The following is a 15,305-nucleotide window of genomic DNA, read 5'->3' on the forward strand; positions in this document are numbered from 1 at the left end:
AAGAATCTCAGGCGGCGTTGGCGCCGGACTCCTTGTCGAGCACCATGTAATCCAGCGGCATCTCGGTCGTGTATTTGATCTGCTCCATGGCGAAGGAAGACGACACGTCGCGGATCTCGATCTTGGCGATCAGCCGCTTGTAGAAGGCGTCGTAGGCGGCGATGTCGGGCACCACGACGCGCAAGAGATAGTCGACGTCGCCGCTCATGCGGTAGAATTCGACCACTTCGGGAAATTCCTGGATAACCTCCGAAAAGCGCCGCAGCCATTCATGGCTGTGCGAATTGGTGCGGATCGAGACGAACACGGTGACCCGCACATTGACCTTTTCATGATCGAGGATGGCGACACGCCGCTTGATGACGCCCTCTTCCTCGAGCTTCTGGATGCGCCGCCAGCACGGCGTCGTCGACAGGCCCACCTTCTTGGCGACGTCGGCGACTGCAAGCGTCGCATCCTCCTGAAGGAGGCGGAGGATTTTTCTATCGAGGCGGTCCATTGGGTGCTCCCCTGATGCAAGTCGTCCAAAGTGCGCAGCGGCCTTGGCACAACGACATGCATAAAAACAAGAATTTAACGCGCGTCCCCTCATGCGCGACGCGCTTCGAGGAATGGATTACCATATTCCCTCTTGCTCAAGCCTATTACAAGAAAGAAATTCTGTTGAATAGCGCAAAAGCGAGTGATTTCTTGCCGAATGCCTAGCCGAGGCGATAGCGGATTTCCGATCTCAGAAAGGGCAGCAAATCCATTTCAAACCATGGATTGCGCTTCAGCCAGCCGGTGTTGCGCCAGGACGGGTGCGGCAGCGGCAGGACTTTCGGGTCGGTCGCCGCCGCCCAGATGGCACGCCAATCCATGACCGTTTCCGTCAGCGAGGGACGGCGCGCCGCGCCCATATGCCAGCTTTGCGCGTAGATGCCGATCGTCAGCACCATATCGACTTGCGGCATCAGCGCCATCAGCGATGTGCGCCATGCCGGCGCACATTCGCGGCGCGGCGGCAGGTCGGCGCCCTTGGCGTCCTGACCGGGAAAGCAAAAGCCCATCGGCACGATGGCAAACTTGTCCGTGTCATAGAATTCCTCGCTGCCGACGCCTAGCCAGCTTCGCAGTCGGTCGCCGGAGGCGTCGGTGAACGGCATGCCTGACACGTGGACCTTGGTACCCGGCGCCTGGCTGGCAATCAGGATACGTGCGCTCGAAGATGGCCTGAGCACGGGCCGCGGTTGGTGCGGCAACGGCCTGCCGGCCGGCCTATCGACGCAGATGCGGCAGGCGCGTACCCTCGCCGCCAGGGCTTCCAGCTCTTCGCTCATTCGGAACTCATTGTCAGGCGGCTGCACTCGGCCGGCTGGAGATTTCTCGATACCAGCGCAGCACGTTGGTGCACTCTTCGGGTACCTTGATGCGAGCCGGCTTCATGAAGTCGATGGCGACCAGCCCGGTGATGTCGGCGATCGAATAGGCATCACCGGCGACGAATTCCCTGCCGGCGAGCTCAGTGTCCAGAAATCTCAGGAATTCGATCGCCTTCGGCTTGTTGGCCTCACCCCATTCGGGGATTTGCGGGATCTCCCATTCCCTCATTGCGGGGTGGATATGCCGGAACGCCGCGGCGACGCAGCCGAACAGATTGAACTCCACACGTCTTTGCCACATCTCGACGATCGCCTTGCCGAGCGCGCCACGCCCGAACAAAGCCGGCTCGGGGTGCAGCTCCTCGAAGTAACGACAGATTGCGACGGATTCGGTGATGATGGTGCCATCGTCGAGCTCGAGCACCGGCAGACGCTTCAGCGGATTGCGCGAGCTGACCGGCTGCTCTTTGTGCTCCAGCGCGCCCATGTCGACGGGCACCAGCGGCACCTGAAGTCCCTTTTCGGCCAGAAAAATCCGAACCCGACGTGGATTGGGCGCGCGCCCGCCGTCGAACAGCTTCATCTCTATCCTCCTCGTCCGTCTCGACGAACTATAGGCACAGCTCACCAGAAGCGAAAAATTTCGCGCAAGGCATCGCCGATCGACGCCAAGGTGCCGTGCTTTCTTTCGACCATCTCGTGGCCGTGGCTCTCGCGCCAGTTCTTCGGCTCGTCGAAAGTTCCGGCCCAGATGCCGGCTTTGCCCGCGCGCGCAGCAGCTTCCTCGGTCTCGAAATCGCCAAAGGCGACCGCCCAGCCGGCCTCGACCTGCGCGCGGTTGAGATCCTTGCCGCCGACCTTGCAGTCGCCGAGCAGCCTGCCGTAGCGGTCGCGCTGCCAGCCGCTGCAGGAGACGGCTTTGCCGGCTATCAACCGCACCAGGGACTGCCGCGCCAGCTTGCCGCAGGGATAATCGGCACCGTCCTTGCGGCAGATCTGCGAATATTCCGGGGCGTCGATGCCACGCATGCGGATGCGCTCGCTGCCGAGCGTGATGCTATCGCCGTCATTGACAATGGCCGCGCCCTCCGTCTTGCGCGTCTCCACCCGGTCGAGGCGCGCCGCCAGGAGGATCAGCAAGCCGAGCACGGTGAGTGTCAGCCCATAGTCCATCAGCCTGCGCCACAGGGGACGCGGCGCATAGTATCGCGGGCGCGGCCATCGCGACCACGAACGGCTCATATGGCAAACCGTTGGTTAATCATTCGAACGTAGCTTAACGATTTGAAATTGCTGCCCGCGTAAATTGAAGACTTCATGCCCCTGCAACGCTCGACCACGGCGGACAAGTTTATTGTGGACCGCAGGAAACGCCATCGCAACAGCGATGTCGCGCGCGCGGTCCGCAAGACGCGCGACCGTCTTTCGCAGCAAGCCGGAAATCCCGACTTCGACCGCGAGCTGTTGAAGCTCCACGCGCTTTCGATGACCGGCGGCGTGATCGTCATCCCGCTGCTCGTTCTGGCAACGGCCGCGGCAGGCTTGCTCGCGGGCATCGGCAAGGAGATCGGCGTCTGGGCGCTGTTCACATTCATCTGCTATACCATCGTTGCATTCATGGCGAGACGCGTCACTCAAGCGTCCGAGCTCAACCCGCTGGAGACGCATAGGGATTTCCTGATCGGCCATTTTCTTTGCGGGCTTGGCTGGGCCTGGTTCGCATGGCTCGGCTGCGAAACTTGCCAAATCGATCAGTTCCAGGTCGCCAAGGCGGTGGTGCTGCTGCTCGCCATGTCGGCAACCGCGATCCTGGCATCGTCCCTGCGCGGCGCGCTGTTGGCGACCTTCGCCCTCCCGGCCGCCATCTATGCCTATGCCAGCGCAAAATTATGGATGCCGGTCGAAGTGATCATGGCCGGTTTGCTGATCGCGTCGCTGCCTTTCTTCGCCTATGTGGCGCGCCAGCTCAACCGTTCCTCGCTGATGCTGCTTTCGTTCCGCTCCGAAAAGGATGCGCTGATCGCCGAATTGGAGACGGCGAAATCGATGTCGGACGAGGCACGGCGGCGGGCGGAAGACGCCAATCTGGCGAAATCGCGTTTCCTGGCCTCGATGAGCCACGAACTGCGCACACCGCTCAACGCCATTCTCGGCTTTTCCGAAGTGATGGCCAACGAGGTGCTCGGCCCGATGAGCAACCCGACCTATCGCGACTATGCCCGTGACGTGCATGACTCCGGACAGCATCTGCTCGACCTGATCAACGAAATTCTCGATTTGTCGCGCATCGAAGCGGGCCGCTACCAGCTCAACGAGGAGCCGATGATGCTGCTCTCCGTCGTCGAGGATTGCTGCCACATGATGGAGCTGAAGGCGCGCAACAAGGACATCCGCATCGTCCAGGATTTCGAAAACGCCTTGCCGCGCCTGTTCGCCGACGAACGCGCGGTGCGGCAGATTGCGCTCAACCTCTTGTCCAATGCCATCAAGTTCACCGCGACCGGCGGCGAAATCCGCGTGCGCGTCGGCTGGACGGCGGGCGGCGGGCAATATCTCTCCGTCAAGGACAATGGGCCGGGCATACCGGAAGACGAGATTCCGATCGTGCTCTCGGCCTTCGGCCAGGGCTCGATCGCCATCAAGAGCGCCGAACAGGGCACCGGGCTTGGCCTGCCGATCGTGCAAGGCCTGCTGGCCATGCATGGCGGCGAATTCCAGCTCCATTCCAGGCTACGCGAAGGCACCGAGGCGATCGCCATCTTCCCGCTGAGCCGGGTGATGGAGGAACTGCCGGCGCTGCCGACCAAGGCGGTTGCTTCGCGCCGGCGCTGAATGCTTAACCGCGGACCGCGGCTGCCATGCCGGAGCTGGTCAGCGCGGCCGCCTTGACCAGGCCGGCGGCAAGAGCCGCCCCTACCCCCTCGCCTTGACTGACGCCCAGATCGAGCAGCGGGCGAAGGCCGAGGCGCTCGGCGGCCTTGGCATGACCAGGCTCCGGCGACAGGCTTGCAAGGAGACAATGATCGAGCGCGGCGGGGTTGGCGGCATGTAGGACACCAGCGGCCGCGGTTACCGCAAACCCGTCGAGCAGCACAGGGATCTTCTGCATCCGCGCCGCCAGAATGGCGCCGCAGATCGCCGCGAATTCTCGTCCGCCGACGCGGCGCAGCGCTTCCAGCGGGTCCTTGAGGCTCGCGCCGTGAAACGCGATCGCGGCATCGACTACCTCCGCCTTGCGCCTCTGCATCGCCGCGTCGGCCCCTGATCCAGGGCCAACCCAGTCGGCGCCGGTGCCGCCGAACAGTGCCGTGCAAAGCGCCGCGGCAACAGTCGAATTGCCGACGCCGAGGTCGCCAAGGCAAAGCAGGTCGGTGCCGCCGGCAATCGCTTCCATGCCGAAGGCCATGGTGGCGGCGCAACCGCGCTCGTCTAGTGCCGCATCCTCGGTGATGTCGGCTGTCGGGATGTGCAGAGCCAGATCGAACACCTTCAAGCCGAGATCGTTGGCTATGCAGATCTGGTTGATCGCTGCACCGCCGGCGGCGCAGAGCTCGACTGCATTTGCCGTGGCGGCGGCGGGGCGCGGTGAAATGCCGTAGCGGGTGACGCCATGATTGCCGGCAAAGATTGCCACCAATGGTCGCGTCACCGCCGGCGGCGCGCGACCGCTCCAGCCGGCGAGCCATGCGGCGATGTCCTCGATGCGGCCGAGCGAGCCTTTGGTCTTGTCTGCCCTGGCAAACAGCTGGCGCACGCGGGCGTTGGCCGCCATATCTGCCGGCCGCAGGCTCACCAGGAGGTCGCGAAAATCGTCGAAAGGCAGCGCGCTGGTCATGTCGATGGCGATCGTCCGTGTGAATTGGTTAGCGGCATAGCCGCCTTGGCCAGCCGGCACAACCTCAAGCCGGCACAACCTCCAGGCCCCGGTACAACTTGGCGGTATTGACGCGAAAGCACCCGTTGGCGGCGCATCCCGGAGGGCTTGCATTGACATTGTCGTTGCACCATGTGGAGGCTAGCCAAGGAAATCCTTATGACGGCCATTGAATCTCCGTGTATCCTGGTCTGCTCGATCGACATGAAAACCGGCTTCTGTTTCGGTTGCGGGCGCACGCGCGAGGAAATCGCCGCCTGGATCGACATGACCCCACAAACGCGCCGCAGCGTCATGGCCGAGCTGCCGGCAAGGCTGGAAACGGTCGAGCGACGCCCCCGCCGGGAAACCCGTCGCAGCCGCATGGCACGCGAACGCGACGCCCTCTCGTGAACCGGCCGCAGAGATGAACCGACTGTTGTGGATTCTGATCGTCGCGATCGGGGCGGGTGTACTCCTGCTCATGCTCAACGATTCCGCCGGCAGCACATTCGGCGTTGAGAATTACGATTTCAGCCAGCTGATCTGGCTTGGCGCTTTAGCGGCGCTCGTCGGCGCCGGCCTGCTCAGATCAGGCAGGCCGTTAGGCACCATGGCCCGCAGCCTCGGCGCCTGGGGTGCCATCGTGCTGGCGCTGATCGCCGGCTATCAGTACCGCTATGAATTGCAGGATTTCGCCAGCCGCATCACCGCTGGCCTTGTTCCCGGCAGTCCGCTGGCGCTGGGCGTGGAAGAAGGCCATGCCACCGTCACCCTGGACAAGGCCGGCAGCGGCCATTTCGAAGCGCGCGTCACGATCAACGGCACGCCGATCCTGACGGTTGTCGACACCGGCGCAACCAGCACCGTGCTGACCGCCGAGGACGCGCTGGCGGTCGGGTTCAATTCGGCGGCTCTCCGCTTCACCATACCGATCTCTACCGCCAACGGCATGACACGCGCCGCCGCCGTAAGAACCGATGAACTGTCGATCGGCGGCATCGTGCGCAAGGACATGCCCATCATGATCGCCGCACCCGGCACGCTCGGCCAGAGCCTGCTCGGCATGAATTTCATCGGCTCGCTATCGGGCTTCGACGTACGCGGTGACCGCATGGTGTTGCGGGATTAAGTTTTTCCTCAGGCCGCCTCTGCGGTCCTGCCGAAATCGACCTCTGCGAAAGCCGCCTTGAGCACCTGCGGTCCGGCACCCTGCTTGGTCGCCTCGATGGAAAGGATCTGCCGGTAGCGGCGTGCACCGGGCAGGCCGTGAAACAGCCCGACCATGTGCCGGGTGACATGCCCCAGCCGGCCGCCCTGTTCGATATGGCGTGCCGCGTAGTCCGCCATCGCATCGATCAGTGCGGCAAAATCGAACGGCTCAGCTGTGCTGCCGTAAAACGCGGCATCGATGCCGGTCAGTATCCCTGGCGTGTGATAGGCGGCGCGGCCGAGCATGGCGCCATCGACATGGTCGAGATGCGTCAGCGCCTCTGCGAGAGATTGAATGCCGCCGTTGATGCCGATGAATTTGTTTTTCTTTCTGGCTTTCAGCCGATAGACGCGGCCATAGTCGAGCGGTGGGATGTCGCGATTTTCCTTTGGGCTCAGTCCTTCCAACCAGGCCTTGCGGGCGTGCACCCACAGCGCGTCTGCGCCGGCCGCGAAAACACCGTCGGCCAACGAATCGAGTGCCGGTTCCGGATCCTGCTCATCGACGCCGATGCGGCATTTGACGGTAACCGGTATTTTCACCGCCGCCTTCATCGCCGCGACGCAATCCGCGACGAGCACGGGCGCCTTCATCAGGCAGGCGCCGAAGGTGCCCGACTGGACGCGGTCGGACGGGCAGCCGACATTGAGGTTGATTTCATCATAGCCGAAGGCTTCGCCGATGCGCGCCGCCTCGGCCAGCTTTCCAGGATCGGCGCCGCCGAGCTGCAGAGCCACCGGATGTTCGTTGTCGTCGAAGCCGAGCAGCCGCTCGCGTGCGCCGTGGATGACCGCATCGGCCACCACCATCTCGGTGTAGAGCAGCGCCTCGCGCGTCAGCTGGCGATGGAAGAACCGGCAGTGCCGGTCCGTCCAATCCATCATCGGCGCCACCGCAAGTCTGTGGCGTAGCATATTCATTTTACTATTTTCTCTGTCTCAGTCCGTCCGATACTCCGTTTCGAATGACAGAGCAATTTGGCAAGAGATGCTCACCTAACTGACCCGATATACGATTTTGCCGCCGCAACTGAAAGCAATTTAGTCACGTCACACACCTCGCTGTACGCACCAGTTAGACGCCTTCCATGGAACGATGAACCGCGTTGGCGGCAAACCAGTCAGCCAAGGCGAAGCGTGTTGCGGGCGATCTGCCACGCGGATTCGACATGCCGCCGCGCCGCCGCCTCCGCCTCGTCCGGCTTGCGCGACCGGATTGCATCCATGATTTCGGTCATTTCGGCGATCGCCGGCTCGCGGCGGTTCTCCGATGCGATCGTCATTGAGCGGAGCTGATTGATGCGGACATTCAGCCCCGTCACGATTTCCCAGGCAATGCGCTTGTCGGCGGCCTCGAACAGCGTTTCGTAGAACTTGGTCGTTGCCCGCATCACCTCGACAGGCGCACCGGACGCCCACGCCTCAAGCAGGTTCGTCAAGGCGTCATCGAGCAAAGCGATCTGCGCGTCCGTGGCCGTTAGGGCGCAAGCCCGCGCCGCGATGCCCTCGAGCAGCGCCCGCAATTCATAGATTTCGTCGGCGCGGCCGAGATCCGGCTTGGCCACGGCGGGTCCGTGGCCCGGTATCATCTGCACCAGGCCTTCCGCCTCCAGCTGCCGCAGGACCTCGCGCACGACGGAACGGCTAACCCCGAGCTGATCGCATAGCGGCCGCTCGACCAGCCTTTCACCAGGCTGGAAATGGAAGCCCATGATCGCTTCACGCATGCGCTCCAGCGCCAGCGTCCTCAGCGTCTTGGCAGAGCGGTCGATCCGCAGCGTATCGCCTGACATCTTCTCTCCCTACCCCGATCCGGCCACAAAACAGATTCCATAGCCGATTGACAAGGCTCCCGGTGCTCCATAGTATGGTATACCATAAGATGATGTAAAGATTTCGGCGTTGCACAGCGCCATGGCGACCGAGGACTTTCATGAAACCAGCCATTCGAAAGATCGTCACCTACATCGAGAACACGCTAATCGAGGGCGGCAAGGAAGCCCCAAAACCGTTGCGTCTGATCGGCGTCGCCGCCGTGCTGACAAACCCTTGGGCGGGCTGCGGTTTCACCGACGACCTGTCGCCGGAGATCCGTGTCATTGCTCCCTTCCTCGGCGAACTGCTGACCCGCGAGATTATCGCCGTTGCCGGTTCCGGCGAGGCAATAGAGGGTTATGGCAAGGCCGCGGTCTGCGGCACGGCTGGCGAGATCGAGCACGCATCGGCGCTGATCCATACGCTGCATTTCGGCAACCATTACCGTCGCGCGGTCGGCGCCAAGACCTATCTCGCCTTCACCAATCTGCGCGGAGGGCCGAACACCCCGATCATGATCCCGCTGATGGACAAGAACGACGAAGGCCGCCGCTCCCACTATCTGACCGTACATTTCCAAATCGGCGACGCGCCCGCGCCCGACGAACTGGTGGTGGCGCTTGGCGCTTCGATTGGCGGCCGCCCGCACCATCGCATCGGCGACCGCTATCAGGACCTCAAGGAGGTCGGAGACCTGCATGGCTGATGTCGCTGCCACCGCATGGGTCCGGGACACGGCTCCGGACGGCACCGGCTTCATCCGCGCCGGCTCCGGCGCGCCGGTTCTGCTCATTCACGGTGTCGGCATGAACGCCGCGATCTGGCACGATCAGATCGCGGCGATGAAAGACCATCATGACCTGATCGCCATCGACATGCTCGGCCACGGCGTTTCACCGCTGCCGCCGGAAGAAGCCAGCCTGTCGGATTTCGCCGATCAGGCGGTTCGCCTGCTCGACCATCTTGGCGTGGCGTCGGTGTCGATCGTCGGTCATTCGATGGGCGCGCTGGTCGCACTGGAAATCGCCCTTCGCGCCCCTTTGCGCGTTCGCGCCATCGTGTGCCTCAACGCGGTGTTCCGCCGCCCCGCGGCCTTGACGCAGGCCGTGCGCGAGCGGGCGGCCGCGCTTGGCCCCCGTGGCAATCCTTCCGCCATTGCGGCAACACTTGCCCGCTGGTTCGGCGACCCGCTGCCTGCGAACCTTGTCGACGCGGCCTCTACCGCGCGCGCCGCCCTTGAAAGGGTCGAACCCGAAGGCTACGCGCGCACCTATCGCCTCTTTGCCCGTGCCGATGCCGAGCATGCCGATGCCCTCCCGAGTCTTGCCGCACCGGCCCTGTTTATGACCGGGTCGCAAGACAGCAATTCGACCCCGGCCATGTCGGCGGCGATGGCGAGGCTTGCGCCGCACGGTCAATGCCTCGTGCTCAATGGAGAAAGGCACATGATGGCAATGGCTTCACCTGAAAAAGTGACCAAACACATCATGGAATTTCTCGACACGGCAGGAGACGCTGGCGTGAACCCGGAGACGGATGCAGTCTTTGACAGCGGCGAATTCCGGCGCGCGCTCGGCTCCTTCCTGACCGGTGTCACCATCGTCACAACGATCAGCACGGAAGGCGAACCGCGCGGCTTCACCGCCAACTCGTTCACCTCGGTCTCGCTCGAGCCGCCGCTGGTGCTTGTCTGCATCGCCAAGAGGGCGCTGGGGCACAGTGCTTTTTCGACGTCGAGAGGTTTCGCCATCAACATCCTGTCAGAGGACCAGAAGGCCCATTCCGGCATCTTCGCTTCCAAAGCAGCGGACAAGTTCGCGGCCGTGAGCTGGCAACCGGGCCGGACCGGCAATCCGCTGGTCGACGGCTGCGTTGCGGTGTTCGATTGCGGCATGGAGCAACTGGTCGATGCTGGCGATCACTCGATCCTCATCGGCCGCGTCCGTGACTTCAGTCACAACGGAGCTCAGCCCCTCGGTTATTGCAGAGGCACCTACGTCACGCCTGGCCTCAGCCAGGAGGCCCTGGCGGCGGCGCCCCCCGATACGGAGATCGGCGCCATTCTCGAGAATGAGGGCCGTGTGCTGTTCTTCGCAACGGCCGATGGGTTTCATGAATTGCCAGCCGGACGCGGATTGGGCACGCCGAACGATGCGCGCAGTCTCAAGGGGCGCCTTGCCGCCAAGGCCATAGACGCCCAGCTCGGCTTCCTGTTCGCGGTGTGGGACGATGCCGCCGAACCCTGGCGCACGCATGTTTATTATCGCGGAACGGTCGAGGGACCCTATTCCGACGATCGCCAGATGCGGCTTGTCGACATCGAGAAGATCGCGGATCTGAAGATCGCCGATCCCGCAGTGCGTTCGATGCTTGCCCGCTATGCGCGCGAACGTACGGAAGATGCATTCGGCGTCTATGTCGGCAACGAGGTCGAAGGCGAAGTCCGGCCGCTCGCCAAGCCCTCTTCTTCTCAAATTCGTCTTTCCGGCCGCGGGTGAAACCGATGAAATTTTCGCTTTTCGTCCACATGGAGCGGTCGGATCTGGCAAAGCCGCATTCCGAGCTTGTCGGCGAGTTGGAGGAGCTGGTGCTGCAGGCCGAAAAGGCAGGATTCGAGACTGCCTGGATCGGCGAGCATCACGGGATGGAATTCACCATCTCGCCGAATCCGTTCATCAACATCGCCTGGCTCGCCGCCAAAACCAGGCGCATCCGGCTCGGCACCGGAACCATCGTCGCGCCATTCTGGCACCCGATCAAGCTTGCCGGCGAAGCGGCGATGGCCGACGTCATCACCGGCGGCCGTCTCGACATCGGCATTGCGCGCGGCGCCTACGCTTATGAATACCTGCGACTTTTCCCAGGCCTCGAGGCCTGGGGTGCCGGCCAGCGTATGCGCGAGATGGTGCCAGCGATCCGGGGCCTTTGGGATGGTGACTTCGAACTCGCCGGCGAGTTCTGGTCGTTTCCTTCAACCACCTCGTCGCCCAAGCCGTTGCAAAAGCCTTATCCGCCGATCTGGGTGGCCGCACGCGATCCGAACTCGCACGACTTTGCGGTTTCCAGCAAATGCAACGTCCAGGTTACGCCGCTTGCCTCGGGCGATGACGAAGTGGCCAGCCTGATGGAGCGTTTCAACGCGGCGTGCAATGCCCACCCCGACGTACCAAGGCCGGAGATCATGCTGCTTATGCATACTTTCGTCGCCGAGGACGCCGCGGATGCTGACCGGCTCGCGCAGGATCTGTCGCAGTTCTACTGCCAGTTCGGCGCCTGGTTCCAGAACAAGAAGCCGGTGCACCAGGGCATGATGGAAGCGCTGACCGAAGACGAGATCGGGGCCATGCCGCAATATGCGCCTGACAAGATCAAGCAGAACCTGGTCATTGGCGAAGCCGACGAGGTGATCGCCAGGCTGAAGGCCTACGAAGCGCTCGGCTACGATCAGTATTCGATCTGGATCGACAGCGGCCTTTCCCATCAGCGCAAGAAGAAATCGCTGCAGCTCTTCATCGACAGGGTGATGCCGGCCTTTTCCGAGCCGAAAGCTAGATTGCGATGAGCACCACTCAATTCAGGAACTATATAGACGGCAGCTTCGTCGAAGTGGCGGCGACCTTCGACAGCATCGATCCCTCGACGGGCGCGCCATGGGCGACGATGCCCGCTGCATCATCTGATGATGTCGACCGCGCCGTCGAAGCCGCTCACCGGGCGCTGCGCTGTGCCCCGTGGGCAGCGATGACGGCAACGGCACGCGGCAAGCTTCTGGTGAGGCTCGGCGATCTGGTGGTCGCCAATGCCGACCGGCTGGCTGAACTCGAGACACGCGACACCGGCAAGATCATCCGCGAGACCCGCGCCCAGATCGCCTATGTCGGCGACTACTACCGCTATTATGGCGGGCTGGCCGACAAGCACGAGGGCTCATTCGTCCCCATCGATAAGGCCGACATGGAAGTAACCATCCGGCCCGAACCGATCGGAGTGGTCGCCGCCATTGTGCCGTGGAATTCGCAGCTCTTCCTGTCCGCCGTCAAGCTCGGGCCGGCGCTGGCGGCCGGCTGCACCATCGTTCTGAAAGCATCGGAAGACGGCCCTGCCCCGTTGCTGGCCTTCGCCGAATTCGTCCATGAGGCGGGATTTCCCGCCGGGACCGTCAACATCCTGACCGGCTTCGGCCACGATTGCGGTCACCGCCTGACCAGTCATCCGCTCGTCGCCCGCGTCGCCTTCACCGGCGGTCCCTCGACCGCTCGGCAGATCGTCAGGAATACGGCGGAAAACCTCGCCTTCACGACGCTCGAGCTCGGCGGCAAAAGCCCGGTCGTGGTGTTTGCCGATGCCGATCTGGACAGCGCCGCCAACGCGGTCGTTGCAGGCATCTTCGCTGCCACCGGCCAGAGCTGCGTCGCCGGCTCTCGGCTGCTGGTCCAGCGCTCCGTGAAGGACGAACTCCTCGCCCGGCTCAAGCGCAAGGCCGAGGCGATCAGGATTGGCGATCCGCAGGATCCCGCGACCGAAATGGGACCGCTCGCCACCTCGCGCCAGCGCGAATGGATAGAGAAGATCGTTGCTGAAAGCCTGGCCGCCGGCGGGCGGCTGGTCACCGGCGGCATCCGCCCCACGGGCATGGCGGGCGGCTTCTATTACGCGCCGACGATTATCGACGCGCCTGATCAGACCCTTGCCTGCGTGCGCGAAGAGCTCTTCGGCCCGGTGCTCTCGGTGCTTGCCTTCGACAGCGAAGCTGAAGCGCTTTCGCTCGCCAACGACACGAAGTTCGGCCTGGCGTCCGGCGTGTTCACCACCAATCTGGCAAAAGCCCACCGCATGGCGCGCGGCATCCATGCCGGCGTGGTCTGGATCAACACCTATCGGGCGGTCTCGCCGCTGGTTCCGTTTGGCGGCTACGGCCAATCCGGGCTCGGCCGCGAGGGCGGCCTCGATGCGATCCGCGACTACACGCGTTCGAAATCGGTGTGGATACGCACCTCCGACGACCCGATTCCCGATCCTTTTGTCATGCGGTAGCCGCCGCTGGCCGGAGATGCGCGATCAAGGCGAAAACGACCGATCGCGAACAGACAACAACGAAAACAACAGAGGAGAACGACATGAAACTGATCATCACCGGCATCCTTGCCGGATTTATTGCAACGACAGTTCTGGCAACGACGGACGCAAAGGCCGAGGACATGGTGTTCACCAGCTGGGGCGGGACGACCCAGGAAGCGCAGACCAAATCCTGGGCCGAGCCGTTCACCGCTGCATCCGGCATCAAGGTCATGCAGGATGGCCCGACCGACTACGGCAAGCTGAAGGCGATGGTCGATAGCGGCAGTGTCAACTGGGACGTCGTCGACGTCGAGATGGATTTCGCCATCAAGGCGGCCAAGGACGGTCTGCTCGAGCCGATCGACTTCAAGACCGTGCCGAAGGCCGACCTCGATCCGCGCTTCACCACCGATCACGCCGTCGGCAGTTTCTACTATTCCTTCGTGCTCGCCTGGAACAAGGGCGCCGTTTCGGGTGAACCGGCCGGCTGGGCCGACATGTTCGACCTGACGAAGTTCCCGGGCAAGCGGACCTTCTACAAATGGTCGGCGCCCGGCGTCATCGAGATCGCGCTGCTGGCCGATGGTGTTCCGGCGGACAAGCTCTATCCGCTGGATCTCGATCGCGCCTTCAAGAAACTCGACACCATCAAGTCGGACATCGTCTGGTGGGGTGGCGGGGCGGAGTCGCAGCAATTGATCGCATCCGGCGAAGCAACGTTCGGCCAGCTGTGGAACGGCCGCGTCTTCGCACTGAACAAGGATGGCGCCGATGTCGGCGTCTCCTGGAACCAGAACCTGACCGCAGCCGACGTCCTGGTGGTACCGAAGGGTGCCAAGAACAAGGATACGGCGATGAAATTCCTCGCCGCGGCGAGCGGCCCCGCTGGCCAGGCCAAATTTGCCGAAGCCAGCGGTTATGCGCCGATCAACACCAAGGCCAAGGCAGAGATGCCGGCCGATGCCGTGAAATCGCTGCCGGATGCTCATGTCGACGGACAGATCAATCTCGACATGAACTACTGGGCCGCCAATCGCGACACCATCGCCGCGCGCTGGTATGCCTGGCAGGCGAAATAAGCCCGCCCTTGAACCGCAATGGACGAGACGGTTCGTACCGTCTCGTCCCGTAGCCGGGTCGCTGTCATGTCGGTCGAAACACGCCGGAACTTTGGAACGGTGCGGGTGCCGGCAGGTCTCAATGGCCTGCTGCCGGCCCTGATTCTGATTATGCTGTTCTTCGTCGTCCCCGTGCTGGCGCTGCTTTTGCGCAGTGTCACGGAGCCCGAGCCAGGCTTGCAGAACTATGCTGCCCTGCTTGGTGACGGCACCTATGCGCGGGTGTTCTTCAACACATTCCTGGTCGCGGCGCTGGTCACCATCGTCACCGTCCTTGTCGCCTTTCCGGTCGCCTGGATGCTGGCGATCATGCCTTCGGGACTGGCCTCGATCATCTTCGGCATCATCATTCTGTCGATGTGGACGAACCTGCTCACCCGCACCTATGCCTGGATGGTGCTCCTGCAGCGTACCGGCGTCATCAACCGGACGCTGATGACCATCGGCGTCATCGACCAGCCGCTGCCGCTCATCAACAATCTCACCGGCGTCACCATCGGCATGGTCTATATCATGCTGCCCTTCATGATCCTGCCGCTGGTCGGCACGCTGCGGGCGATCGATCCGATGACGCTGCGTGCGGCGTCGCTGTGCGGCGCAAGCCCTTTCCAGGCGTTCCGCCGCATCCTCCTGCCGCTGTCGCTGCCCGGCGTCGCGGCCGGCGGCCTGATGGTCTTCGTCATGTCGCTCGGCTACTTCGTCACGCCGGCACTGCTCGGCGGCACGTCGAACATGATGCTTGCCGAAATGATCGCGCAGATGGTCCAGTCGCTGCTTAACTGGGGACTCGGCAGCGCCGCAGCCTTCATCCTGCTTGTCGTCACCATGGCTCTCTACGCGCTGCAGCTGCGCCTTGTCGGTGCCAGGCGCACGAGCGGAGGCATCTGA

15 protein-coding genes and 1 pseudogene are annotated in these 15,305 nt (G+C 63.1%); 9 read left to right on the top strand and 7 right to left on the bottom strand.

The window, feature by feature from the left end; all coding sequences use genetic code 11:
• Positions 1–7: 7 nt before the first annotated feature.
• From AC0L2Y_RS09410 to AC0L2Y_RS09425, 4 genes and pseudogenes are all read right to left on the bottom strand, one after another.
• Positions 8–499 carry an Lrp/AsnC family transcriptional regulator gene (locus AC0L2Y_RS09410; protein ID WP_006333679.1) on the bottom strand — a complete coding sequence of 164 codons (492 nt, stop codon included), beginning with the start codon at positions 497–499 and terminating at the stop codon, positions 8–10.
• 202 nt (positions 500–701) lie between these two features.
• Positions 702–1,393: pseudogene (locus AC0L2Y_RS09415) on the bottom strand (uracil-DNA glycosylase family protein).
• On the bottom strand, positions 1,333–1,944 hold the full coding sequence (locus AC0L2Y_RS09420) for a glutathione S-transferase (protein ID WP_352466226.1): 612 nt from the start codon (positions 1,942–1,944) through the stop codon (positions 1,333–1,335). The pseudogene AC0L2Y_RS09415 and the gene AC0L2Y_RS09420 overlap by 61 nt, the downstream one beginning before the upstream one ends.
• 41 nt (positions 1,945–1,985) lie before the next feature.
• Positions 1,986–2,603: a thermonuclease family protein gene (locus AC0L2Y_RS09425; protein ID WP_473555604.1), complete on the bottom strand. Its 618-nt coding sequence runs from the start codon at positions 2,601–2,603 to the stop codon at positions 1,986–1,988.
• A gap of 75 nt (positions 2,604–2,678) precedes the next feature.
• Here AC0L2Y_RS09425 and AC0L2Y_RS09430 point away from each other — a divergent pair, with 75 nt between their 5' ends.
• Positions 2,679–4,193 (top strand): sensor histidine kinase, encoded by a 1,515-nt coding sequence (locus AC0L2Y_RS09430; protein WP_473555607.1) that lies wholly within the window; start codon positions 2,679–2,681, stop codon positions 4,191–4,193.
• Positions 4,194–4,197: 4 nt separating this feature from the next.
• On the opposite strand, the gene AC0L2Y_RS09435 is transcribed toward AC0L2Y_RS09430, so the two are convergent.
• Complete coding sequence (locus AC0L2Y_RS09435; protein WP_473555741.1) at positions 4,198–5,196, bottom strand: nicotinate-nucleotide--dimethylbenzimidazole phosphoribosyltransferase; 999 nt, start codon at positions 5,194–5,196, stop codon at positions 4,198–4,200.
• A gap of 198 nt (positions 5,197–5,394) precedes the next feature.
• Here AC0L2Y_RS09435 and AC0L2Y_RS09440 point away from each other — a divergent pair, with 198 nt between their 5' ends.
• The gene (locus AC0L2Y_RS09440) at positions 5,395–5,628 is read left to right on the top strand and encodes a DUF1289 domain-containing protein (protein ID WP_031193575.1); all 234 of its coding nucleotides are present in this window, start codon (positions 5,395–5,397) and stop codon (positions 5,626–5,628) included.
• A gap of 13 nt (positions 5,629–5,641) precedes the next feature.
• Positions 5,642–6,346, top strand: coding sequence for a TIGR02281 family clan AA aspartic protease (locus tag AC0L2Y_RS09445; protein ID WP_473555609.1), 705 nt, complete (start codon positions 5,642–5,644; stop codon positions 6,344–6,346).
• A gap of 8 nt (positions 6,347–6,354) precedes the next feature.
• On the opposite strand, the gene dusA is transcribed toward AC0L2Y_RS09445, so the two are convergent.
• Entirely contained in the window at positions 6,355–7,347 is a 993-nt protein-coding gene (dusA, locus tag AC0L2Y_RS09450) for a tRNA dihydrouridine(20/20a) synthase DusA (RefSeq protein ID WP_473555612.1), read from the bottom strand.
• 200 nt (positions 7,348–7,547) lie between these two features.
• Complete coding sequence (locus AC0L2Y_RS09455; protein ID WP_473555614.1) at positions 7,548–8,219, bottom strand: GntR family transcriptional regulator; 672 nt, start codon at positions 8,217–8,219, stop codon at positions 7,548–7,550.
• Positions 8,220–8,359: 140 nt separating this feature from the next.
• Between AC0L2Y_RS09455 and AC0L2Y_RS09460 the strand changes: the two genes are divergently transcribed.
• From AC0L2Y_RS09460 to AC0L2Y_RS09485, 6 genes are all read left to right on the top strand, one after another.
• A complete protein-coding gene (locus AC0L2Y_RS09460) occupies positions 8,360–8,947 on the top strand; it encodes an amino acid synthesis family protein (RefSeq protein ID WP_473555616.1) in 588 nt (195 codons plus the stop codon).
• Positions 8,940–10,739 (top strand): alpha/beta fold hydrolase, encoded by a 1,800-nt coding sequence (locus AC0L2Y_RS09465; RefSeq protein WP_473555619.1) that lies wholly within the window; start codon positions 8,940–8,942, stop codon positions 10,737–10,739. Before AC0L2Y_RS09460 ends, AC0L2Y_RS09465 begins: the two co-directional genes overlap by 8 nt.
• Positions 10,740–10,744: 5 nt before the next feature.
• A complete protein-coding gene (locus AC0L2Y_RS09470; protein ID WP_473555620.1) occupies positions 10,745–11,803 on the top strand; it encodes an LLM class flavin-dependent oxidoreductase in 1,059 nt (352 codons plus the stop codon).
• Complete coding sequence (locus AC0L2Y_RS09475) at positions 11,800–13,275, top strand: aldehyde dehydrogenase (RefSeq protein WP_473555622.1); 1,476 nt, start codon at positions 11,800–11,802, stop codon at positions 13,273–13,275. The genes AC0L2Y_RS09470 and AC0L2Y_RS09475 overlap by 4 nt, the downstream gene beginning before the upstream one ends.
• 83 nt (positions 13,276–13,358) lie before the next feature.
• Positions 13,359–14,378, top strand: coding sequence for an ABC transporter substrate-binding protein (locus AC0L2Y_RS09480; RefSeq protein ID WP_473555624.1), 1,020 nt, complete (start codon positions 13,359–13,361; stop codon positions 14,376–14,378).
• Positions 14,379–14,444: 66 nt separating this feature from the next.
• Positions 14,445–15,305, top strand: a complete 861-nt coding sequence (locus AC0L2Y_RS09485; protein WP_473555742.1) for an ABC transporter permease — start codon at positions 14,445–14,447, stop codon at positions 15,303–15,305.

It is taken from the genome of Mesorhizobium sp. WSM4830 (assembly GCF_055811495.1).